This window comes from Anoxybacillus sp. J5B_2022 (assembly GCF_026847645.1).
Taxonomy (GTDB): domain Bacteria; phylum Bacillota; class Bacilli; order Bacillales; family Anoxybacillaceae; genus Anoxybacteroides.
On the sequence record NZ_JAPSMC010000011.1, the window covers coordinates 30757 to 50436 of the forward strand.

Here is a 19680-nt window from a genome sequence, read left to right on the forward strand (position 1 = left end):
GTATACTTCATCATTTTCTTTGCCAATTCCTCATTATGCTAATTTGCGCAACGTGCTAAGAACTTTCAACAGAGGTAGCGATGTTCTTTTGTAGAGGTAGAAAAAAGTTAGGTTATTGGGAAAAATAATAAAGAACGTTGACATTTTGTAAGATCTATTTTATTATATACCTGCATGGGTAATATACCTGTATATGTATTTATGATTATGGTGAAGGAGGATGTTAAGATGAAAGTAGCGATTATTGCAGCAAATGGTGGATTGTTTGATGCGTATAAAGTGTTTAACATTGCCACAGCGGCAGCGGCAACAGATGGAGAAGTAGCGATTTTCTTTACGTTTGAGGGATTGAATCTCATCCATAAAGAAACGTATAAGCAGTTGCCAATGCCAGCAGGAAAAGAACATTTTCAAGAAGGATTTCAAAAAGCGAACGTTCCATCGATTGAAGAACTTGTGAAAATGGCCCAAGAGCTTGGCGTTAAAATGATCGCTTGTCAAATGACGATGGACGTCATGGGACTTGAAAAAGACCAGTTCGTCGACGGCGTAGACGTTGCTGGAGCAGCGACCTTTTTAAGCTTTGCGAAAGATGCGGATATTACACTCACGTTCTAATGGGGGATAGACATGAATAAGGTGACGGTATATACGACCACCACATGTCCGTATTGTGTTATGTTGAAAAACTTTTTGCAGGCGCAAGGGATTCCGTTTACGGAAGTGAATGTTCAACGTGATCCGATTGCGGCTAGAAAATTAGTTGCCACTACCGGACATATGGGCGTACCGCAAACAGAGATTAACGGGCAATGGGTGCTTGGGTTTGATCCGGAAGCGATTATGGCGCTTATTAAATAATCAAAAAGCGAGACCAACTAGTCTCGCTTTTTCCATTCCTGCATAAGCCCGATAGAAACAATCGGAAAAATACTTGATTAAATACAGTGAGGGGTATATAATTATTTGTGTATATGCTATAATAGACATACAATGGTTGTATGCGTGAAAAGAGGTGTGAACGATGGAATATAATAAAGAAATAAAAAACCGGCTCAGACGAATTGAGGGGCAAATTAAAGGTGTTTTAGGGATGATGGAGCAAGGAAAAGATTGCAAAAGCGTCGTTGCTCAACTGTCCGCTGCACGCAATGCGATCGACCGCGCGATGGCGGTGATCGTAAGTTCCAATCTCGAACATTGCATTAGAGAAAACGTTGAAAAAGGGGAACAAACGGAACATCTTGTCAAAGAAGCGGTCGAATTGTTAGTCAAAAGCCGATAAAATAAATCGTCAACTCTTAAAAAAGAGTTGACAAATTTTTTGAGGCATAATAATATACATATAGGGGTAATGGTAAAAAACAAAACAAAACAACAAAAATTAAGGAGGAATTGACATATGAACGTAGCAAAAATGGTCGATGCGAAAGGACTATCTTGCCCGATGCCGCTTGTCAAAACAAAAAAAGCGATCGACGAGTTAACATCTGGGCAAGTGTTAGAAGTACAAACAACAGACAAAGGTGCGAAAAACGATTTAGCCGCTTGGGCGAAAGTGAGCGGCCATAAATTAGTGGATATGAAAGAAGAAAACGGCGTACTCACATTTTGGATTGAAAAAGCATAACTTTTCGGTTTGTTATATACCTATACTAGTATAAGTTAGAGGAGGCGAAGGAATGTCAGAAAAGAAGAAGACAACGATTATTTTATTCAGTGGCGATTATGATAAAGCGATGGCTGCTTATATCATTGCCAACGGCGCCGCTGCTTATGACCATGAAGTGACTATTTTCCATACATTTTGGGGGCTCAACGCTCTAAGAAAAGAGGAACAAGTCCCAGTTAAAAAAGGCTTTTTAGAAAAAATGTTTGCGAAAATGATGCCGCGCGGAGCGGATAAAATGGGGCTTTCAAGAATGAACTTTGCAGGTGTGGGCCCGAAGCTCATTAAACATGTGATCAAGAAACATAATGCGATGCCGCTTCCACAGCTCATTGAAATGGCAAAAGAGCAAGGAGTGAAACTCGTAGCTTGCCAAATGACGGTTGACCTGTTAGGGCTAAAGCAAGAAGAGTTGATTGACGGCATCGAATTTGCGGGTGTAGCCGCTTACTTAGCAGACGCTTCCGAAGGCAACGTCAACTTATTTATTTAAGGTGAGATCAATGACCCAAACCATCGTGAATATATTATTATTTTTGCTTGCTGCTTGGTTTCTTGTCGGTCGGCTTTTGCCGGCGAAAGGTGTGCGAACGATTACGGCGAGCGAATTAAAAAAGGAATTAGGCAAAAAAGATGTACAATATGTCGATGTTCGTACACCGATGGAATTTCGGGCTCATCATATTCGCGGCTTTCAAAACATTCCGCTTCACGAATTGAAGAAGCGGGCGCATGAATTGTCAAAAGAAAAGGAAGTCATTGTTATTTGTCAAAGCGGTATGAGAAGTACAAAAGCGAGCAAATTATTAAAGAAACTCGGTTTTAAACACGTCACGAATGTGACAGGTGGCATGAATGCTTGGGTGTAAGGGGGGAGAAACATGAAAGAAATTACTGCAAAAGAAGTCGAACAACTTCTGCAAAACGGAAATTCATTAAATATCATTGATGTTCGGGAGGTGGAAGAAGTCGCTGCTGGGAAAATTCCTGGTGCTGTCAATATTCCGTTAGGGTTATTGGAATTTCGCATGAATGAATTAGAAAAAGATCAAGAATACATTATTGTTTGCCGTTCAGGTGCAAGAAGTGCTCGTGCTACTCAATTTTTAGAAAGCTACGGATACAACGTCACGAACATGACAGGCGGAATGCTAGCATGGGAAGGGCCTGTTGAATAAGCCAATATTGCAAGGAGGAGAGAGAACATGATTCAAGTGAATATGACGATCGATGCAAAAGGATTATCATGCCCAATGCCAATTGTCAAAACAAAAAAAGCGATCAACGAACTGCAACCAGGTCAAGTGCTAGAAGTCGAAGCAACAGATAAAGGTTCCAAAGCGGATATTAAAGCGTGGGCAGAAAGCACAGGACATCAATATCTTGGCACGATCGAAGAAGGAAATGTGTTAAAACATTACATTCGCAAAGCAAGCGAGAATGAAGCAAAAGAAGAAGCAAAGTTTCCTCATGTGATTTCCAATGAAGAATTGCTTACGAAATTGAATGATGCATCCGTTACGATTTTAGATGTTCGCGAACCAGCAGAGTATGCGTTCGGACATATTCCAGGAGCGATTTCCATTCCGCTTGGTGAATTGGAAAACCGGACAGAAGAATTATCGAAAGACAATACGATTTATGTTGTATGCCGTACAGGTAATCGTAGCGACTTGGCCGCACAAAAATTAGCGGAAAAAGGGTTTGCTAACGTCTGGAATGTCGTTCCTGGCATGTCGCAATGGACTGGACCAGTGGAAACAGAACAGGTGTAATGAAGGGGAGTTTTATTGATAAATTTATACTATAGGGGGTATAAAAGCTATGAAAGAAATGACAGTGCAACAATTAACAAGCAAAGTGTTAAATAAAGAAAATGTCTTTATTTTCGACGTGCGTAACGAAAGCGATTTTAACGATTGGAAAATTGAAGGGGAAAATTTTGAATACTTAAACGTTCCTTATTTTGAGTTGTTGGAAGGTGTTGAAGAGGTTAAGGATCGCATTCCAAAAGATAAAGAAATCGTGGTCGTTTGTGCCAAAGGCGGTTCCGCTGCATTTATCGCCGAACAATTGGAAGAAGCGGGCTTTGACAATGTGTATACGCTTGTGGACGGAATGAAAGCATGGAGCGAACATCTTCATCAAGCAAAAGTGTATGAAGATGACAAAATAAAAGTATATCAATTTATTCGCGTTGGAAAAGGCTGTTTGTCTTACATGGTCATCTCCGGAAACGAAGCGCTTGTTGTCGATCCTTCACGCTTTATTGATGTATACGAGAATGTGGCGAAAGAAGAAGGCGTCAACATTACGCATATTGTGGATTCACATTTGCATGCTGACCACATTTCTGGCGGCAGAGCGTTAGCAGAACGCACAGGTGCGAAATATTACTTAATGAAAAGCGAAGGAGCTTTATTCGATTTTGAGCCGCTAGAAGCGCATGACAAAATTGAGTTTGAGCAAGTTCAGTTAGAAGTGTTAGCAGTGAAAACACCAGGACATACGCCAGGAAGTGTATCGTTCTTCGTGAACCAAAAACTGCTCTTCTCAGGAGATACGATTTTTGTCGGCGGTTTAGGCCGTCCAGACTTAGGCGGAAAAGTGGCAGAATGGGCAGCGGACTTATACGATACAGTATATGAAAAAGTCGCTACAATTGCGGACGATGTGATCGTATTGCCAGCGCATTATGCAAACTTAGACGACGAAATGAATAAAGATGGATACATTGGAGATACGCTAGGAAACATTCGCGCACGCAATGAGATGATGCAAAATAAACAAAAAGACGAATTTATTGAAATCGTCGTCCAAAATGCCAATACCGAAACACCGCCAAACTTCGAGGACATTGTGGCGATTAACCGCGGCCAAAAAGTCGTCGATGCCGAACAACAACAAGAGCTAGAAATCGGACCGAACCGTTGCGCGTTACATCATACGCATTAAAAAAGGAAAACACAGGGGGATACGCACAGGAAGTACCCCCGGTTTTCATAAAGGAGGCCTTATAAAATGGACGTGACACTCAATTATATTATCGTTATTTTTCTCATCGGTTTTATCGGCTCTTTTATATCTGGAATGGTAGGAATCGGCGGTTCGATTATTAAATATCCGATGCTGCTTTATCTCCCGCCGCTATTTGGTCTTGCGGCGTTTAGTGCGCATGAAGTGTCCGGGGTAAGTGCAGTGCAAGTCTTTTTTGCGACGATTGGCGGTGTATGGGCATATCGAAAAGGTGGCTACCTCAATAAAAAATTGATTCTCTATATGGGAATTAGTATTTTAATCGGTAGTTTCATTGGAGGATACGGCTCGAAATTAATGACAGAAGGTAGCATCAACCTTGTTTACGGAATACTTGCGGCATTAGCGGCTATTATGATGTTTGTTCCAAAAAAAGGGATCGACGATGTTCCGTTAGACCAAGTTACCTTTAATCAATGGCTCGCTGCTAGTCTCGCTTTTGTTGTCGGAGTAGGATCGGGAATTGTGGGAGCAGCTGGTGCCTTCCTTTTAGTACCAATTATGCTTGTCGTGCTCAAAATTCCAACGAGAATGACGATCGCTTCTTCTTTAGCGATTACGTTCATTTCTTCGATCGGATCGACGATCGGCAAAATCACGACAGGGCAAGTCGAATTTGTTCCAGCATTGATTATGGTAGTTGCGAGTATTATCGCTTCTCCATTAGGGGCGAAAGTAGGACAGAAAATGAATACAAAAGTATTGCAAGTCATTTTAGCAGTTTTAATTTTAGCAACGGCGATCAAAATTTGGGTTGACATTTTGTAAAGAAGGTGGTTCCACCTTCTTTTCTTTTTTTATGGTAAAATCAGAATGTATGTTCTTTTTAATCAAGCCGTTTCGACGAAGAGGAGGAATTTTCGTGATTCAGCGAATTGCAACAGTTGCAGTTTACGTCGAAGACCAACAAAAAGCAAAACAGTTTTGGACAGAAAAAGTAGGGTTTGAAGTCGTTGCGGAGCATCCGATGGAGCCGAACGCTTTTTGGCTCGAAGTTGCCCCAAAAGGCGCTCAAACAGCCGTTGTCATCTATCCGAAAGCGATGATGAAAGATTCGAATGAAAGAAAGCCGTCGATTGTGTTTGAGTGCGATGATGTTTTGGCTACATATGAAGCGATGAAAGCAAAAGGTGTCGAATTTTTAGGCGAGCCGCAGCAAATGCAATGGGGAACGTTTGTCCAATTTAAAGATGAAGATGGGAATGAGTTTGTTTTAAAAGGATAAAACATTAAAGAAGCAAGGTTGTTTCGAACTAAAGAGGCAGCCTTGCTTTTTATATTGGTGAACTGTTGACATTTTTAATCGTTATAACTATGATGAAGTAAAGAATCGATGTTTTAGTCAAACGGAATTTACCGTCCGATAATAAGATATCTCGATATCGAAATAAATCGGAAAGAGAGGAGTTGTTCTATGAATCATATCATTCACCCAGCAACAGAAATTGGTTATGTTCATTTGATTGTGTCGAATTTGCACCGTTCGGTTCGCTTTTACAAGGAGATGATCGGGTTTCACGTGTTGAACGAAGAGAACAAAAAGGCGATATTAACGGCGGATGGCGTGACACCGCTCGTTGTGTTGGAAGAAAACGCCGATGCCGTGCCAAAACCGCCGCGAACGACAGGATTATATCACTTTGCGATTTTAGTTCCTGAGCGGAAAAACCTTGCCCAATCATTGTTGCATTTATTGAAAAGCGGCTATCCATTGCACGGAGCGGCGGATCATTTGTTTAGCGAGGCCGTTTATTTGGCGGATCCGGACGGAAACGGCATTGAAATATACGCTGACCGCCCTAGGGAAAAATGGGAAAAAACTGAAAGCGGAGAGTATAAAGGAGTAACAGAACCGTTGGATGTGAACGGCCTTCTTGCTGAAGCGGGAAACGAGCCATGGAGTGGCCTTCCGGAAAAAACGAAAATCGGGCACGTCCACCTTCACGTCGCAAACATGGATGAAACGTATCGGTTTTATGTGCATGGGCTTGGATTTGAGCCAGTCATTCGCATGGCCGATCATGCGTTGTTCGTTTCCGCTGGCGGCTATCATCACCATATCGGCTTAAATACGTGGGCGGGAGTCGGTGCACCAAAGCCACCGGAAAATGCGGTTGGGTTGCGTGTATTTTCCATCGTCCTTCCCACCGAAGAAGAACGAAAAAAAGTAGTTGATCAGCTTCAGCAAATAGGGGCAGCGATTCAGCACGACGAAAAACGCGTTGTTGTCAATGACCCGTCAGGAAATCAGATCGAATTGCAGACAGCATAATATAAGGTGAAAAGCAAACGAGCGGCCACATCAGTTGGACGCTCATTTTCTTGTTTATGCTTCAAAAAAAGATTCTTGCTCTACTTTGCATACCCTTAACGAAAAGCGACGGTACCATTCCTTCTTTCCTCTTTCTTGCGCCATTTTATGCGATGCATGTTCTTTCCATTGCTGAATCGCTTCTAATGAGTCCCAATAATTTTAATCGAAAAACTGCAACAATTAGGTGCGGAAGTCGTGCTCGAAGGACTAAAAATCGAATTGGCGCCAAGCGCGGAAGAAAAAGAAACGTGCAAACAGTTCGACAAACAATTTGTACAGGCGGTAATGAATAGAAACTATTGACAAGTAGAAAAAAATCAGCTATCATAAAAATGACAATATATATGGAAACGTGTGTCAAAGGGGAGTAGCTTTTACAGCAAAGTCGTCAGTTCAGGGTTATGCGCCCTCGGCTTTGTTGGCAACGGTGACGTTGTTAGCGAGACCTTTACCAGCATGGTAAAGGTCTGTTTCGAATAAAAGACCTTTACCAAAACGGTAAAGGTCTTTTTTATTTCAAATTTGAGAGGAGGGAGATGATGAAAAAATTATGGAAAAGAGCAAAGTTGTTTCTGAAGGTTCGGAGCTTTATTCCGTTCTTTATTGAGTTTTTTCGTTCACATGAAGTGGCGCTACGCAAAAAAATAGTGTATATGCTCATATTTGTTGGCTACTTCCTTTTCCCATTCGATGTAATTCCAGATTGGTTGTCGATTTTTGGAATAATAGATGATGTAGCTATATTCATGTTGATTTTGCAAAAAATGATAAAGACAGCACCAGATCATTTGAAACATAAATATGAAGTGTAAAGGAGGAATCTATATATGGAATTATTTTCTATCGAATTTTGGTCAGCACTATTGTCCATTATTATCATTGACCTTGTATTAGCAGGGGACAATGCGATTGTGATCGGACTGGCGGCACGAAATTTACCGAAGCATCAACAAAAGCAGACGATCATTTGGGGAACAGTTGGGGCGATCGTCATTCGAGCTTTGGCGACAATCGCTGTTGTATGGTTATTGAAAATTCCAGGACTATTGCTTGTTGGTGGCGTACTGCTTGTCTGGATCGCCTATAAGCTTCTAATTGAAGAAAAAGGACACGAAGTGGAAGCTGGAAAAAGTATGTGGGAAGCGATTCGAACGATTATTATCGCTGATGCGTTAATGGGTCTTGATAACGTGTTAGCGGTAGCAGGAGCCGCGCACGGCAGCTTTTTATTAGTCATTTTAGGGTTGCTTATTTCCGTTCCGGTCGTTGTTTGGGGAAGCACGCTCATTTTGAAATGGGTCGAGCGGTTTCCGATCATTATTACGATCGGGGCTGGTGTGTTGGCATGGACTGCTGCGAAAATGATCGTTGGCGAGCCATTTTTAGCAGACTATTTTACGAATCCGGTCGTAAAGTATGGGTTTGAAATTCTTGTTGTTGCTGGTGTGCTGCTTGCGGGAATATTGAAAAAAGGAAAAACGCATAAAGAGGAAGCGAAAGCCGCCAACGGATAATTGGCGGCTTTGTCGCGCGTTCATGAGCGATTTACGATGGATTGCATGAATAGTCCGATTAATACACCAGGAATGACCGTTAGCATTGGAAACCAAATCGGGCCAAAAAAGATGCCAAAAACCGTTATATGAGTAGAATAAATAAGCCCAACTGTGACAAAATAAGCAGAAAAAATGAACGGAAGAAACGCATAAGGAGACTGCCCGCCGCCTGCATCTTTGTACGCGTCCCACATCGCAAAAAAGTAGAGACACGGGTAAAACATTAGCCACTGAAAATCAATAATTTCTGTTGCTTTTCTCGTTTCACCTAAAAAGCTTAACCGGATCGCTTCATTAAACCGCGATTGCGCATTGATTAGAAATTCCAATAAAATCAATACAGTTCCTTTGAAATATTTTTTATTTAAAAGTTGTCCGAATCCTGGTAACGCAATGCTCCATAATAATTGTTCAAGCGCTTTCACGTGTTCTTAACCCTTTACTAGTGAATTTTGTTCGGTCATTATCAGTCATTTTTGTATAGAATTCGGGGAGTGTATGGTTCTTATTTTTATAATCCCCCTTTGTGTCGCTTTTATGATTACATTTTTAGCAAATATATGTATTTTATATTTTTTTACAATAATGAAACAGGAAAAAGCGAATTCATTGCATGTTGTCGGTGAATTTTGACATGTTATCATCTATTTTTAGCATGATATGACGATGTTTATCTAACTTTTCAGAATAGTTAGTATAATAGCGATGAATATATCCGAAGGAGGAGAGACGATTGAAAGGACTGAAGTCGATTTTGCTTTGGGGACTCATTTCTGCCCTCGGAGCAGCCGCATTTGGTGTATTAGCATTGCACCGTGGCGAAACGATTAACGCCATTTGGCTCATCGTTGCGGCCGTCAGTGTGTATGCTGTTGCTTACCGCTTTTATAGTAAATTTATCGCGCAAAAAGTGTTCCAATTAGATGACAACCGTAAAACACCAGCGGAAGTGTTTAACGACGGAAAAGATTACGTGCCGACGAATAAGTGGGTATTGTTCGGGCACCATTTCGCAGCAATTGCTGGGGCAGGTCCGCTTGTCGGTCCCATTTTAGCGTCGCAAATGGGCTATTTGCCAGGGACGCTTTGGATTGTCGTCGGTGTCGTATTGGCTGGGGCAGTGCAAGATTTCGTGATTTTATTTGCGTCCATGCGCCGCAACGGAAAATCACTTGGCGAAATGATTAAAGAAGAAATTGGTTCTTTTACAGGTCTCATTGCGATGTTAGGTATTTTAGGCATTATGATTATTTTATTAGCGGTTTTAGCGTTAGTTGTTGTGAAAGCGCTTGTAGGAAGCCCTTGGGGGATGTTTACGATCGCGGCAACGATTCCGATTGCGATTTTTATGGGCGTGTATATGCGCTACATCCGTCCGGGTCGCGTCGGTGAAGCGTCGCTCATCGGTTTTGTTTTGTTGATGGCTTCAATCGTTTTCGGTCAATACGTGGCAGAAAATCCGACATTAGCGAATATGTTTACATTTAAAGGAGAAACGATCGCTCTGTTAATGATTGGTTACGGTTTCGTAGCGTCAGCGTTACCGGTATGGCTCTTGCTTGCGCCGCGTGACTATTTAAGTACGTTCTTAAAAATCGGAACGATCGTTGGCTTGGCGTTAGGAATTCTTGTCGTTGCGCCTGATTTACAAATGCCAGCGGTTACGAAGTTTGTCGACGGTACAGGGCCGGTATTTGCCGGCAACTTATTCCCGTTCTTGTTTATTACGATTGCGTGCGGAGCCGTTTCCGGATTCCACTCGCTTGTTTCTTCAGGCACGACGCCAAAAATGATCGAGCGGGAAAGCCATGCTCGTCCAATCGGCTATGGCGCGATGTTGATGGAATCGTTTGTTGCTGTGATGGCGCTTGTGGCAGCTTGCGTGTTGACACCGGGGGCGTATTTTGCTATTAACAGCCCGGCTGCGGTGATCGGCCAAGATGTCGTGCAAGCAGCGAAAACCGTTTCTTCTTGGGGCTTTACGATTACTCCGGACGTGTTAACGGAATTGGCGAAAGATGTCGGAGAACAAACGATCTTATCACGCACAGGCGGAGCGCCGACATTAGCGATCGGCATGGCTGTTATTCTTTCGAAAGTAATTGGTGGAAAAGCGTTTATGGCGTTTTGGTATCACTTTGCGATTTTGTTTGAAGCGCTGTTCATTTTAACGACGATTGATGCGGGAACACGCGTCGGCCGCTTTATGATTCAAGATATTCTCGGTCATTTTTATAAGCCGTTCGGGAGAACAGATTGGCTGCCGGCGAATATTATTGCAACGACATTGTGCGTCTTCGGATGGGGCTATTTCTTGTATCAAGGGGTAATTGACCCGCTTGGCGGGATCAATACGTTATGGCCATTGTTCGGAATCGCCAACCAAATGCTTGCTGGTATTGCGTTATTACTAGGCACAACCGTTTTATTTAAAATGGGCAAAAAAGCGTACGTATGGGTCACATTAGTGCCGACGACATGGATTTTAGTGGTGACAATGACGGCTGGATACCAAAAATTGTTCCATGAAAATCCGAAAATCGGCTTTTTAGCCCACGCCAAAGTATTTAAAGATGCGTTGAGCCAAGGGAAAATTTTACCTCCCGCAACGACGGAAGCGCAAATGCAGCAAATTATTACAAACGACTATGTCGATGCGACGTTATGCGCTATTTTCATGCTAGTTGTTTTGGTGATGCTCATTTCGTCGATCAATATGTGGATTAAAGTATTGAACAACAAGGGAACTCCATTACAAGAGTCACCTTACATTCCGCGCGATGCCGGAAATGAGGTTAAGCATTATGCGTAAGCTAATGGCAGAGCTAATGAAATATCGCCGGCAGTTTGTCGATTTGCTTGTCGGCGTACCGAACTACGAACGATATGTGGAACATATGAAAACGCATCATCCAGGCGCGCCGATTAAGTCGCGGAAAGAATTTTTTTGTGAGGCTCAAGAAGCGAGATATAACGGAAAAGGCGGAAAAGTTTCGCGTTGTTGTTAAATGGAACGAAAAGGGAGAGGCAGTCTCCCTTTTCTCATTTTGCTTTGTCATATCTGTTAGGATGTGCAGCCTCAATCTATTTCATAAAGGGGGAATGATGAATGCGCGTGTTAGTCGTTGGTGCGGGTGCCGTTGGTGGCTATTTTGGCGGTCGGCTGTTGGAAAAAGGGGAAGATATCACATTTCTTGTCCGCGAGCGTAGAAAAAAGCAATTAGAGGAGCGGGGGCTAGTCATTCGTAGTGTCCACGGCGATGTGGTATTAACGCCCAAAACACTTGTCACCGGAGAAAAGGCAGAGCCGTTTGATGTCGTGATTTTTTCGAATAAAGCATACCATTTACAAGAAGCGATTCGCGATGCGAAGCCGTATGTAGGGGAAACGACGATCGTTTTGCCATTATTAAACGGTATGGCTCATATGGAAGTGCTTTGGCGGGAGTTTAGCAAAGAAAATGTGTTAGGCGGCCTTTGCTTTATTGAAACGACAATGGATCAAGATGGAACGATTATTCAATCAAGCCCGTCCCATGATGTGAAATTTGGGGAATGGTCAGGGGAAATAACTGAACGGGTGCGAGCGCTTCATGAGCTATTTTCGAACTGCAATGCCCGCTTTCGTTTAAGCGAGCAGATCGTCACCGATATGTGGCATAAATATTTGTTTATTGCGACGATGTCGGGAGTAACAACGTTATTTCGTGCGCCGATGGGTCCCGTCCGTTCCGGAGAATACGGACAAGAGCTTTTGTTTGCATTGTTGAAAGAGATTGCAGCAATTATGCGGGCACATGGCGCACCAATTGCCGCTAATATCGAAGAGAAGCAATTGGCGCAAATGAATGAAATGTCTCCAGACATGAAATCGTCAATGCAGCGCGATATGGAAAAAGGGAATATGGTCGAAGTTGACCATTTGCAAGGATATTTGCTGACATTGGCTAAACAATATCAAATCGACGCGCCGCTATTAAAAGCAGTGTACCACCATTTGAAATTGTACGAGCAACAACGGGGCTAGATGTTTTCTAGCCTTTTTTGTTTAATCTTTGAAGTGTTAAAAATTTTGTGAAGTAAAAACTTTCTCTTTTCCCAACGGTCATTGTGTATTAAAATGAAGAATAGCATTGAAAGCGTATACGAAAAAAGAGGAGGAAACAGCATTGAAAAAGGCATGGTGGAAAGAAGGCGTCGCCTATCAAATTTATCCGCGCAGTTTTATGGATTCCAACGGGGATGGAATTGGGGATTTGCGTGGTATTATTTCGAAATTAGATTATTTGCGCGACCTTGGAATCGATATCATATGGATTTGTCCGATCTACAAATCACCAAATGCTGATAACGGTTACGATATTAGCGATTATCACGCGATTATGGAAGAGTTCGGAACGATGGCCGACTTTGACGAGCTATTAGAAGCAGTCCATAACTTCGGCATGAAAGTGATTTTAGATCTTGTTATTAACCATACGAGCGACGAACATCCATGGTTTATTGAATCACGTTCGGCAAAAGATAGCCCGAAACGCGACTGGTATATTTGGCGCGATGGAAAAAATGGACGTGAGCCGAACAACTGGGAAAGCATTTTCGGCGGATCAGCTTGGGAGTATGATCCGACAACAGATCAATATTATTTGCACGTGTTTGCGGTAAAGCAGCCAGATTTAAACTGGGAAAACGAAGAAGTGCGCCGTGAACTTTATAAGATGATTAATTGGTGGCTAGATAAAGGGATTGATGGCTTCCGGGTCGATGCGATTTCACATATTAAGAAAAAGCCGGGCTTGCCGGATTTGCCAAACCCAAAAGGGCTCGATTATGTCCCGTCTTTCGCTGGGCATATGAACCAAGAAGGGATTATGGATTATTTAACAGAGCTGAAAATGCAAACGTTTGCGCGTTACGACATTATGACAGTCGGGGAAGCAAACGGCGTGAAAGCGGAAGAAGCGGAAGCGTGGGTCGGCGAAGAAAATGGCATTTTTAATATGATTTTTCAGTTTGAGCATTTAGGGCTATGGGAGAAAGGTACAGATGGTGGCGTCGATGTGCGACAATTAAAACGCACGCTCACGAAGTGGCAAAAAGCGTTGGAAAACAAAGGATGGAACGCGCTATTTTTAGAAAACCATGACCAACCTCGTTCTGTTTCGACGTGGGGAAATGATAAAGAATATTGGAAAGAAAGCGCAAAAGCGTTAGGAGCCCTTTACTTTTTCATGCAAGGAACGCCGTTTATTTACCAAGGGCAAGAAATTGGGATGACGAACGTGCGCTTTGCAACGATTGAAGAATACGATGATGTGGCAATGAAAAACTTTTACCGTCTTGAACGGGAAAAAGGACGGCCGCACGAAGAAATTATGGAAATAATTTGGAAAAAAGGGCGTGATAATTCGCGGACACCGATGCAATGGTCAAGCGCAGCGAACGCTGGCTTTACGACAGGGACCCCGTGGATGGGGGTAAATGAGAACTTTAAAGAAATTAATGTGGAGAAGCAGCTAAGTGATGCTGATTCCGTGCTTCATTTCTATAAAAAAATGATTCGTCTACGCAAAGAAAACGACGTATTGATTTACGGAACGTACGATTTAATTTTAGAGAAAGATAAAGCAATTTACGCTTATACAAGAACATTAGGGAATGAAAAAGCGGTGATCATTGTCAACATGACCGACAAACCTGCGCTTTACCGTTATGATCGTATCAAATTATCGTCAGAGCATTTAGTGTTACAAAACTATGAGGTGAAGCCACATAAAAACGCTACTCGTTTTAAACTGAAACCGTATGAAGCGCGGGTATATTTGCTGAAAGACAAGTAAACGTAAAGGATGTCCACATCGGGACATCCTTTTTATGATGATCGAGAAATAGCGACGGAAAATCTATATAAGTTGAAATTTTGTTTTACATCCAGCGGATCACTTCACCACGTTATATCATATCGGTTTGTATTTAGATGAAAACGGAAACGAAAAATCGGAAATTCTTTATTGCAACTTATATATTTGTTGTTTTTGCCAATATGCTATTTCCGTGAGTGCACTTCAAAAATGGCAAATTTTAAGTAGTCGCCTTCGTCGGCAGCGAGCAGTTTTGGATGGTCGTAGCCGGCGCCGCTCCAATGGACTTGTCGCAAAATCTTTTTCGCATCAAAGGCCGCTTCTTCGATCATCGCTCGGAATAAGTCGGCATGAACGTGGTACGAGCAGCTGGCGGTGACGAAAAATCCGCCGTCTTTGACGAGCTTTAGCCCATTTAAGTTAATGTCTTTATAGCCGCCGAGCGCTTTCGGAACGGCGTGCGCTGATTTAGCGAACGCAGGAGGATCGATAATGACAACGTCCCATTTCTTTTCGGCATGAACAGCTTCGCGTAAATAGTCGAACGCGTTGGCGACGACAAACTCGACGTTCGTAAACCCGTTCAATGCCGCGTTTCGTTTGGCGGTTTCGATCGCATGTTCCGAAATATCGACCGCTGTTACATGTTTAGCTCCGTATAAACACGCGTTTAACATAAATGACCCTGTATGAGTAAAGCAGTCTAATACAGTCGTGTGACGGTCGATAAGCGGTTGAATGGCGGCGCGGTTTTGTCGCTGATCAAAGAAAAAGCCTGTTTTTTGTCCGTTTTCGATGTCAACTATGTAACGAACGCCGTTTTCTTCGATGATCACTTCTGTTTCACATTCGCCGTACCAAAATCCTTTTTCTTGCGGCAGCCCTTCTAGCTCCCGGACATATACGTCATTGCGCAAGTAGATCGCTTTAGGCTTAAATACGTCGAGCAGCCCTTTTAAAATCCAATCTTTTCGTTTTTCCATCCCGAGCGAAAGAATTTGTACAACGAGCACATCTTCGTATTTATCGACAATCAGCCCTGGTAAAAAGTCTGCTTCACCATAAATAGCGCGGCAAGAACGGACGCTAGGAATCATTCGCTCGCGATAAGCCCACGCGTTTCGAATGCGCTCGATGAAAAACGTTTCATTTAATTCGTCTTCTTGATGATGCGTCAAGACGCGCACAATCATTTGTGATTTTGGATTAATATATCCTTTCGCAAGAAAATGGCGCTGATGATTATATACGTTGACAAAGTCACCTGGTTCAAAATCCCCTTCAATATAATCGACTTCGCTTTGAAAAATCCAAGGATGCCCTTGTTCGAGCCGTTTTTTCCGCTTTCGTTTTAAAAATACGTTTGCCACGTTCTCCACTCCATTACCTAGTTATTTGCCTTTTTATCATACAGAATTGGCCGCCAAGACGCAACGTTAGCTGAAGATGGAATGATCGCAAGGTGTGAGGAATATAGTAAAGAAGAAGCAAACAACTTGACAACGGTAAGAGCCGTGATATGATAAATGTAAACAATCGAATATGGCTGCGTTTAGCATCCACTAGGGGGGCCTTTAGATAGGCTGAGATCAAAGTGTGCCTTTGAGACCCTTAGAACCTGATCTGGGTTATACCAGCGTAGGGAAGTGGAAAAATACATTCGCTCACTCACGTTTGTAACCACTTTCTTTACGCTTGTGAAGAAAGTGGTTTTTATCTTTTAAAAGGGGGTTCATCGATGTAGGAGCGCGCAGCAGTTGGGTGTTTGGAAGTTTAGAGAAAAGGAAAGGAGAGGACACGATGCAAAAAGGATTAAAATTAGCAGATATTTTAACAACGATTGTCATTTCTGTTGTATTCGGTATTGTGTATAAGTTATGGGGACCGTTTTATTATTTTGTGAAACCGTTTGGACTTCATATTGATCAATTCATCTACGGGATGTGGTTTATCGCCGCGACAGTGGCATTTCTTATCATTCGCAAGCCAGGGGTAGCCCTTCTAGCGGAAATTGCTGCTTCTTCCGGCGAGTTTATTATGGGCTCGGAGTGGGGATTAGAAGTATTGCTTTATGGTGTCATCCAAGGATTATTTGCGGAAGTGGCGTTTGCAGCATTCCGCTATAAGCGGTTCGATTTGTTTGTCGTTTCATTAGCGGCTATCGGTTCCACGATCGGATCGTTAATCATGGACTTTTACAAAGGATATATTGAGGCGTTAGCTCCTTGGAACTTAGCGTTATTCCTCATTGCGCGATTTGTCGGTGCGATTCTCATTTCCGGCGTATTTGCTTCTTCATTAGTCAAAGCGCTCGAAGCGACCGGGGTGACGCAGCTCGTTCGTTCGGCGGCAAAAGAAGATTTCGATCAGTTAAACCGTTAGAAGGTGGCTTTTTAGCATGGAATATGTAGCATCTGTTGAACAGTTGCGATTAAAATTTCCTGGAACGGATACGTTGTTATTTAAAGATGTATCCGTTTCTTTTACAAAAGGAGAAAAAGTATTGTTGCTCGGTCCGTCCGGATGCGGGAAGTCGACGCTATTGCAAGTATTATCCGGAATCATTCCACACTCGTTAGACATTCCGATGAAGGTAAAGCATATTCGTATTCCTACCAATTGGGGATACGTGTTTCAAGACCCTGACTCGCAATTTTGCATGCCGTTTGTCGACGAGGAAATCGCGTTTGCGCTTGAAAACATCGGCGTCCCGCGCGAACAAATGAACGAGCGAATCGAGCACCTATTGCGAGCGGTCGATTTGTCCGTGCCGCCCCATACGAATATTCATACGTTATCAGGTGGAATGAAGCAGCGGCTCGCCCTCGCTTCTGTTCTTGCGCTCGAGCCAGATGTGTTATTTCTCGACGAACCGACAGCGATGCTCGATGACGAAGGGACAAAATTGATTTGGCAGACTGTGAAGCGAATTGCGCATGATAAGACGGTCATTATCGTCGAACATAAAATTGAGCACGTCTTAGATTTCGTTGACCGCATCATTTTGTTTAACGATGCGGGAGAAATTGTGGCGGACGGCGAAGCGTCTATTATTTTTCGCACTCATAAGGAGCTCATTGCCTCACAAGGCATTTGGTACCCGGGAGTATGGGACGATTACTTGAAACAGAAAAAGGCGCGCGCGGATAGCGGCGAACGGCAAGAAGTCATCCACTTGCACCATTTTCGTGGATACCGAAATAAAGAAGCGAAAATTTATGTTCCGACAGCTAGGGTACAGAGTGGAGAATGGATTGTTGTTACCGGTAAAAACGGCGCTGGAAAAAGCACATTTCTCCATGCATTAATGAGGCTTATTCCAACCGACGGGGAGTATGAAGTGTACGGAACACGGTTGGAACAGACGAAGCAGCTCGCTCGCCAGATAGCCTTTGTCTTTCAAAACCCAGAGTTTCAGTTTGTTACGAATTCCGTATGGGAAGAGTTGGCGTATTCGCTTCGGCTGGAAAAAAGGAATGAGCAGGAAATTGCCACGAAAGTAGAGGAACTATTGAAGCTATTTCATTTAGAAACGCAACAAGAGCAGCACCCATATCAATTATCGATGGGGCAAAAGCGCCGGTTAAGCGTCGCGGCAGCGATCATTAGTGGGCAAAAACTATTTTTGTTAGATGAGCCGACGTTTGGCCAAGATGCGAAAAATACGTTTGCGTTGTTAGAATTGCTAGAGTCGTATCGTGAGCAAGGCGCAGCGATCATCATGGTCACTCATGACGAACAAATCGTGAAGCATTTTGCGACGCGTAGATGGGTGATTGAAAACGGGCAGCTCGTTCGCGATGAGCCGGTCACACAGACGGAAAGAGAAAGGGGATTGAGTCGTGAGATGGGATATTCGCTATCGTGAAACGTGGCTGCATCGGACGAATCCGAGCTTAAAACTACTAGTGATGACCGGCGTCTTTATCGTTGTACTCTTTTTGCATAATCCGAACGTGCTTATCAATTTATCGATCGGGTTGCTTCTATTGCTTTTCATCTATACCGGTTATCCACTGAAATATTTAGTGTTGTTCTTTTTGCCGTTTTTCGTCATTTTCGTTTCGACCGCTTCTTCGATGACGTTGTTTGGACAAGGAACGACGACATGGGTTCAATGGGGGCTTGTTCATATCACGAAAGAAAGCTTTTTGCGGGGAATGCACCTCGGCTTTCGTGCGTTAACATTTGCGTTGCTAGGCTTAATTTTTTCGTTAACGACAAGACCTGTATATTTGTTTTACTCGTTAATGCAGCAGCTAAAATTGAAACCGAAATATGCGTATAGCTTTTTGGCGGGAGTACGACTTATTCCGATTATGCTCGAGGAATTTCAAACCGTACAAAACGCGTTAAAAGTGCGCGGTGCCGATCATGGCGGGGTGTTCAAAAAAGTGAAGCGGTATGCAGTCCCGCTCTTATCGCAAAGCATTCGCCGGGCGCAGCGCATTGCCGTGGCGATGGAAGCGAAACGTTTTTCTGACACAACGAAGCGGACGTTTTACTATCATATCGGTTTTAGCCGATACGATGTGGTCTTTCTTGTTTCGCTGATCGGACTGGTCGTGCTGTCGTATTATATGGCAACGGTTTTCCCGTATATTCCGGTGACCGATGTCCGCTAGCGGGGGATACACGATGAAAAAGCAGCTTCACGTGATTTCGACAGGAAGGCAGCCAACCGAACAAGTGGTGGCGATCGCTTCACGTATTCATCCGTATGTAGATGCGATTCATCTTCGTGAGAAAGAAAAGACGGCGAAAGAGTTGGCAGAAATGATCGAGGCGCTCCTTTCGAATGGCGTGCCGAAAGAAAAACTGATCGTGAACGATCGCATCGATGTGGCCATCGCTTATGGAGTAAAAGGGGTGCAGCTTGCTTATCACAGTTTGCCGGTTCAAAAAGTGAAAGCGAGTTTCCCAGCACTTTTCGTTGGCTGCTCGGTTCATTCATTATCCGAAGCAAAAAAAGCAGAAAATAGCGGGGCGGATTATTGTTTATATGGGCATGTGTTTCCAACGGAATGCAAAGCGGGGGTGCTACCAAGAGGGGTGGAAACATTGGCGCAAATTGCGGTTGCGGTGCGCATTCCGGTGATCGCAATTGGCGGCATTCAACCGCATCACGTGCCGAGCATATGGGAGGCAGGGGCTGATGGAATTGCCGTGATGTCGGGTGTATTTTTAGCGGAAGATCCGCTTGCTCAAGTGAAAAGCTACGCGCAGATGATGTAGGGGAAAGTT

Annotated in this window: 24 protein-coding genes, 1 pseudogene and 1 riboswitch; of the genes and pseudogenes, 23 read left to right on the forward strand and 2 right to left on the reverse strand. The window is 43.3% G+C overall.

Features of this window, described 5'->3' with window-relative positions:
- Positions 1-228: 228 nt before the first annotated feature.
- The 15 genes and pseudogenes from M4I42_RS04975 to M4I42_RS05050 all read left to right on the forward strand — a co-directional run bounded on the left by M4I42_RS04975 (position 229) and on the right by M4I42_RS05050 (position 8533).
- A complete protein-coding gene (locus M4I42_RS04975) occupies positions 229-618 on the forward strand; it encodes a DsrE/DsrF/DrsH-like family protein (protein ID WP_268851136.1) in 390 nt (129 codons plus the stop codon).
- A 12-nt stretch (positions 619-630) separates the two neighbouring features.
- The gene (locus M4I42_RS04980; protein WP_183185374.1) at positions 631-861 is read left to right on the forward strand and encodes a glutaredoxin family protein; all 231 of its coding nucleotides are present in this window, start codon (positions 631-633) and stop codon (positions 859-861) included.
- Positions 862-1024: 163 nt separating this feature from the next.
- The gene (locus M4I42_RS04985) at positions 1025-1285 is read left to right on the forward strand and encodes a metal-sensitive transcriptional regulator (RefSeq protein ID WP_268851137.1); all 261 of its coding nucleotides are present in this window, start codon (positions 1025-1027) and stop codon (positions 1283-1285) included.
- A 117-nt stretch (positions 1286-1402) separates the two neighbouring features.
- On the forward strand, positions 1403-1630 hold the full coding sequence (locus M4I42_RS04990; protein WP_183254741.1) for a sulfurtransferase TusA family protein: 228 nt from the start codon (positions 1403-1405) through the stop codon (positions 1628-1630).
- A 52-nt stretch (positions 1631-1682) separates the two neighbouring features.
- Positions 1683-2162, forward strand: a complete 480-nt coding sequence (locus M4I42_RS04995; protein WP_268851138.1) for a DsrE/DsrF/DrsH-like family protein — start codon at positions 1683-1685, stop codon at positions 2160-2162.
- Between the two features lie 10 nt (positions 2163-2172).
- Positions 2173-2538, forward strand: coding sequence for a rhodanese-like domain-containing protein (locus M4I42_RS05000; RefSeq protein WP_268851139.1), 366 nt, complete (start codon positions 2173-2175; stop codon positions 2536-2538).
- A 12-nt stretch (positions 2539-2550) separates the two neighbouring features.
- Positions 2551-2847 carry a rhodanese-like domain-containing protein gene (locus tag M4I42_RS05005; protein ID WP_268851140.1) on the forward strand — a complete coding sequence of 99 codons (297 nt, stop codon included), beginning with the start codon at positions 2551-2553 and terminating at the stop codon, positions 2845-2847.
- Between the two features lie 27 nt (positions 2848-2874).
- On the forward strand, positions 2875-3444 hold the full coding sequence (locus M4I42_RS05010) for a sulfurtransferase TusA family protein (RefSeq protein WP_183254749.1): 570 nt from the start codon (positions 2875-2877) through the stop codon (positions 3442-3444).
- 49 nt (positions 3445-3493) lie between these two features.
- A complete protein-coding gene (locus tag M4I42_RS05015; RefSeq protein ID WP_268851141.1) occupies positions 3494-4624 on the forward strand; it encodes an MBL fold metallo-hydrolase in 1131 nt (376 codons plus the stop codon).
- Between the two features lie 66 nt (positions 4625-4690).
- Positions 4691-5473: a sulfite exporter TauE/SafE family protein gene (locus M4I42_RS05020; RefSeq protein ID WP_268851142.1), complete on the forward strand. Its 783-nt coding sequence runs from the start codon at positions 4691-4693 to the stop codon at positions 5471-5473.
- Between the two features lie 94 nt (positions 5474-5567).
- Complete coding sequence (locus M4I42_RS05025) at positions 5568-5930, forward strand: VOC family protein (protein WP_268851143.1); 363 nt, start codon at positions 5568-5570, stop codon at positions 5928-5930.
- A gap of 189 nt (positions 5931-6119) precedes the next feature.
- On the forward strand, positions 6120-6977 hold the full coding sequence (locus tag M4I42_RS05030; RefSeq protein ID WP_268851144.1) for a VOC family protein: 858 nt from the start codon (positions 6120-6122) through the stop codon (positions 6975-6977).
- 198 nt (positions 6978-7175) lie between these two features.
- Positions 7176-7322: pseudogene (locus M4I42_RS05040) on the forward strand (flavodoxin); the annotation flags it as partial.
- A gap of 236 nt (positions 7323-7558) precedes the next feature.
- Entirely contained in the window at positions 7559-7831 is a 273-nt protein-coding gene (locus M4I42_RS05045; protein WP_268851145.1) for a YkvA family protein, read from the forward strand.
- Between the two features lie 15 nt (positions 7832-7846).
- Positions 7847-8533: a TerC family protein gene (locus M4I42_RS05050; protein ID WP_268851146.1), complete on the forward strand. Its 687-nt coding sequence runs from the start codon at positions 7847-7849 to the stop codon at positions 8531-8533.
- A 20-nt stretch (positions 8534-8553) separates the two neighbouring features.
- Here M4I42_RS05050 and M4I42_RS05055 read toward each other — a convergent pair whose 3' ends face one another.
- The gene (locus tag M4I42_RS05055; protein WP_268851147.1) at positions 8554-9000 is read right to left on the reverse strand and encodes a hypothetical protein; all 447 of its coding nucleotides are present in this window, start codon (positions 8998-9000) and stop codon (positions 8554-8556) included.
- Positions 9001-9308: 308 nt separating this feature from the next.
- Between M4I42_RS05055 and M4I42_RS05060 the strand changes: the two genes are divergently transcribed.
- From M4I42_RS05060 to M4I42_RS05075, 4 genes are all read left to right on the forward strand, one after another.
- Positions 9309-11387: a carbon starvation CstA family protein gene (locus M4I42_RS05060; protein ID WP_268851148.1), complete on the forward strand. Its 2079-nt coding sequence runs from the start codon at positions 9309-9311 to the stop codon at positions 11385-11387.
- Positions 11380-11583, forward strand: a complete 204-nt coding sequence (locus tag M4I42_RS05065) for a YbdD/YjiX family protein (RefSeq protein ID WP_268851149.1) — start codon at positions 11380-11382, stop codon at positions 11581-11583. The genes M4I42_RS05060 and M4I42_RS05065 overlap by 8 nt, the downstream gene beginning before the upstream one ends.
- A 101-nt stretch (positions 11584-11684) precedes the next feature.
- Positions 11685-12602 carry a ketopantoate reductase family protein gene (locus M4I42_RS05070; protein WP_268851150.1) on the forward strand — a complete coding sequence of 306 codons (918 nt, stop codon included), beginning with the start codon at positions 11685-11687 and terminating at the stop codon, positions 12600-12602.
- A gap of 142 nt (positions 12603-12744) precedes the next feature.
- On the forward strand, positions 12745-14415 hold the full coding sequence (locus M4I42_RS05075) for a glycoside hydrolase family 13 protein (RefSeq protein WP_268851151.1): 1671 nt from the start codon (positions 12745-12747) through the stop codon (positions 14413-14415).
- A 206-nt stretch (positions 14416-14621) separates the two neighbouring features.
- Here M4I42_RS05075 and M4I42_RS05080 read toward each other — a convergent pair whose 3' ends face one another.
- Positions 14622-15806 carry a class I SAM-dependent rRNA methyltransferase gene (locus tag M4I42_RS05080; protein ID WP_268851152.1) on the reverse strand — a complete coding sequence of 395 codons (1185 nt, stop codon included), beginning with the start codon at positions 15804-15806 and terminating at the stop codon, positions 14622-14624.
- A gap of 184 nt (positions 15807-15990) precedes the next feature.
- Positions 15991-16098, forward strand: a riboswitch (TPP riboswitch).
- A gap of 138 nt (positions 16099-16236) precedes the next feature.
- On the opposite strand from M4I42_RS05080, the gene M4I42_RS05085 reads away from it, so the two are divergent.
- Genes M4I42_RS05085 through tenI form a run of 4 tightly spaced genes read left to right on the forward strand, consistent with a single transcriptional unit; the run spans position 16237 to position 19671 of the window.
- Positions 16237-16818, forward strand: coding sequence for an ECF transporter S component (locus M4I42_RS05085; protein ID WP_268851153.1), 582 nt, complete (start codon positions 16237-16239; stop codon positions 16816-16818).
- 16 nt (positions 16819-16834) lie between these two features.
- The gene (locus M4I42_RS05090; RefSeq protein ID WP_268851154.1) at positions 16835-18304 is read left to right on the forward strand and encodes an ABC transporter ATP-binding protein; all 1470 of its coding nucleotides are present in this window, start codon (positions 16835-16837) and stop codon (positions 18302-18304) included.
- Positions 18279-19061 (forward strand): energy-coupling factor transporter transmembrane component T family protein, encoded by a 783-nt coding sequence (locus tag M4I42_RS05095; RefSeq protein ID WP_268851155.1) that lies wholly within the window; start codon positions 18279-18281, stop codon positions 19059-19061. The genes M4I42_RS05090 and M4I42_RS05095 overlap by 26 nt, the downstream gene beginning before the upstream one ends.
- A 13-nt stretch (positions 19062-19074) precedes the next feature.
- Positions 19075-19671, forward strand: coding sequence for a thiazole tautomerase TenI (gene tenI, locus M4I42_RS05100; protein WP_268851156.1), 597 nt, complete (start codon positions 19075-19077; stop codon positions 19669-19671).
- The last annotated feature ends 9 nt before the right edge of the window (positions 19672-19680 follow it).

Excerpts from the sequence above, each read along its gene's own strand:
- tenI (WP_268851156.1), top strand. The coding sequence starts at position 19,075 with ATGAAAAAGCAGCTTCACGTGATTTCGACAGGAAGGCAGCCAACCGAA.
- M4I42_RS04985 (WP_268851137.1), top strand. The coding sequence starts at position 1,025 with ATGGAATATAATAAAGAAATAAAAAACCGGCTCAGACGAATTGAGGGG.
- M4I42_RS04980 (WP_183185374.1), top strand. The coding sequence starts at position 631 with ATGAATAAGGTGACGGTATATACGACCACCACATGTCCGTATTGTGTT.
- M4I42_RS05070 (WP_268851150.1), top strand. The coding sequence starts at position 11,685 with ATGCGCGTGTTAGTCGTTGGTGCGGGTGCCGTTGGTGGCTATTTTGGC.
- M4I42_RS05000 (WP_268851139.1), top strand. The coding sequence starts at position 2,173 with ATGACCCAAACCATCGTGAATATATTATTATTTTTGCTTGCTGCTTGG.
- M4I42_RS05015 (WP_268851141.1), top strand. The coding sequence starts at position 3,494 with ATGAAAGAAATGACAGTGCAACAATTAACAAGCAAAGTGTTAAATAAA.
- M4I42_RS05020 (WP_268851142.1), top strand. The coding sequence starts at position 4,691 with ATGGACGTGACACTCAATTATATTATCGTTATTTTTCTCATCGGTTTT.
- M4I42_RS05045 (WP_268851145.1), top strand. The coding sequence starts at position 7,559 with ATGAAAAAATTATGGAAAAGAGCAAAGTTGTTTCTGAAGGTTCGGAGC.
- M4I42_RS04995 (WP_268851138.1), top strand. The coding sequence starts at position 1,683 with ATGTCAGAAAAGAAGAAGACAACGATTATTTTATTCAGTGGCGATTAT.
- M4I42_RS05085 (WP_268851153.1), top strand. The coding sequence starts at position 16,237 with ATGCAAAAAGGATTAAAATTAGCAGATATTTTAACAACGATTGTCATT.
- M4I42_RS05030 (WP_268851144.1), top strand. The coding sequence starts at position 6,120 with ATGAATCATATCATTCACCCAGCAACAGAAATTGGTTATGTTCATTTG.
- M4I42_RS04990 (WP_183254741.1), top strand. The coding sequence starts at position 1,403 with ATGAACGTAGCAAAAATGGTCGATGCGAAAGGACTATCTTGCCCGATG.
- M4I42_RS05050 (WP_268851146.1), top strand. The coding sequence starts at position 7,847 with ATGGAATTATTTTCTATCGAATTTTGGTCAGCACTATTGTCCATTATT.
- M4I42_RS05010 (WP_183254749.1), top strand. The coding sequence starts at position 2,875 with ATGATTCAAGTGAATATGACGATCGATGCAAAAGGATTATCATGCCCA.
- M4I42_RS04975 (WP_268851136.1), top strand. The coding sequence starts at position 229 with ATGAAAGTAGCGATTATTGCAGCAAATGGTGGATTGTTTGATGCGTAT.
- M4I42_RS05090 (WP_268851154.1), top strand. The coding sequence starts at position 16,835 with ATGGAATATGTAGCATCTGTTGAACAGTTGCGATTAAAATTTCCTGGA.
- M4I42_RS05065 (WP_268851149.1), top strand. The coding sequence starts at position 11,380 with ATGCGTAAGCTAATGGCAGAGCTAATGAAATATCGCCGGCAGTTTGTC.
- M4I42_RS05005 (WP_268851140.1), top strand. The coding sequence starts at position 2,551 with ATGAAAGAAATTACTGCAAAAGAAGTCGAACAACTTCTGCAAAACGGA.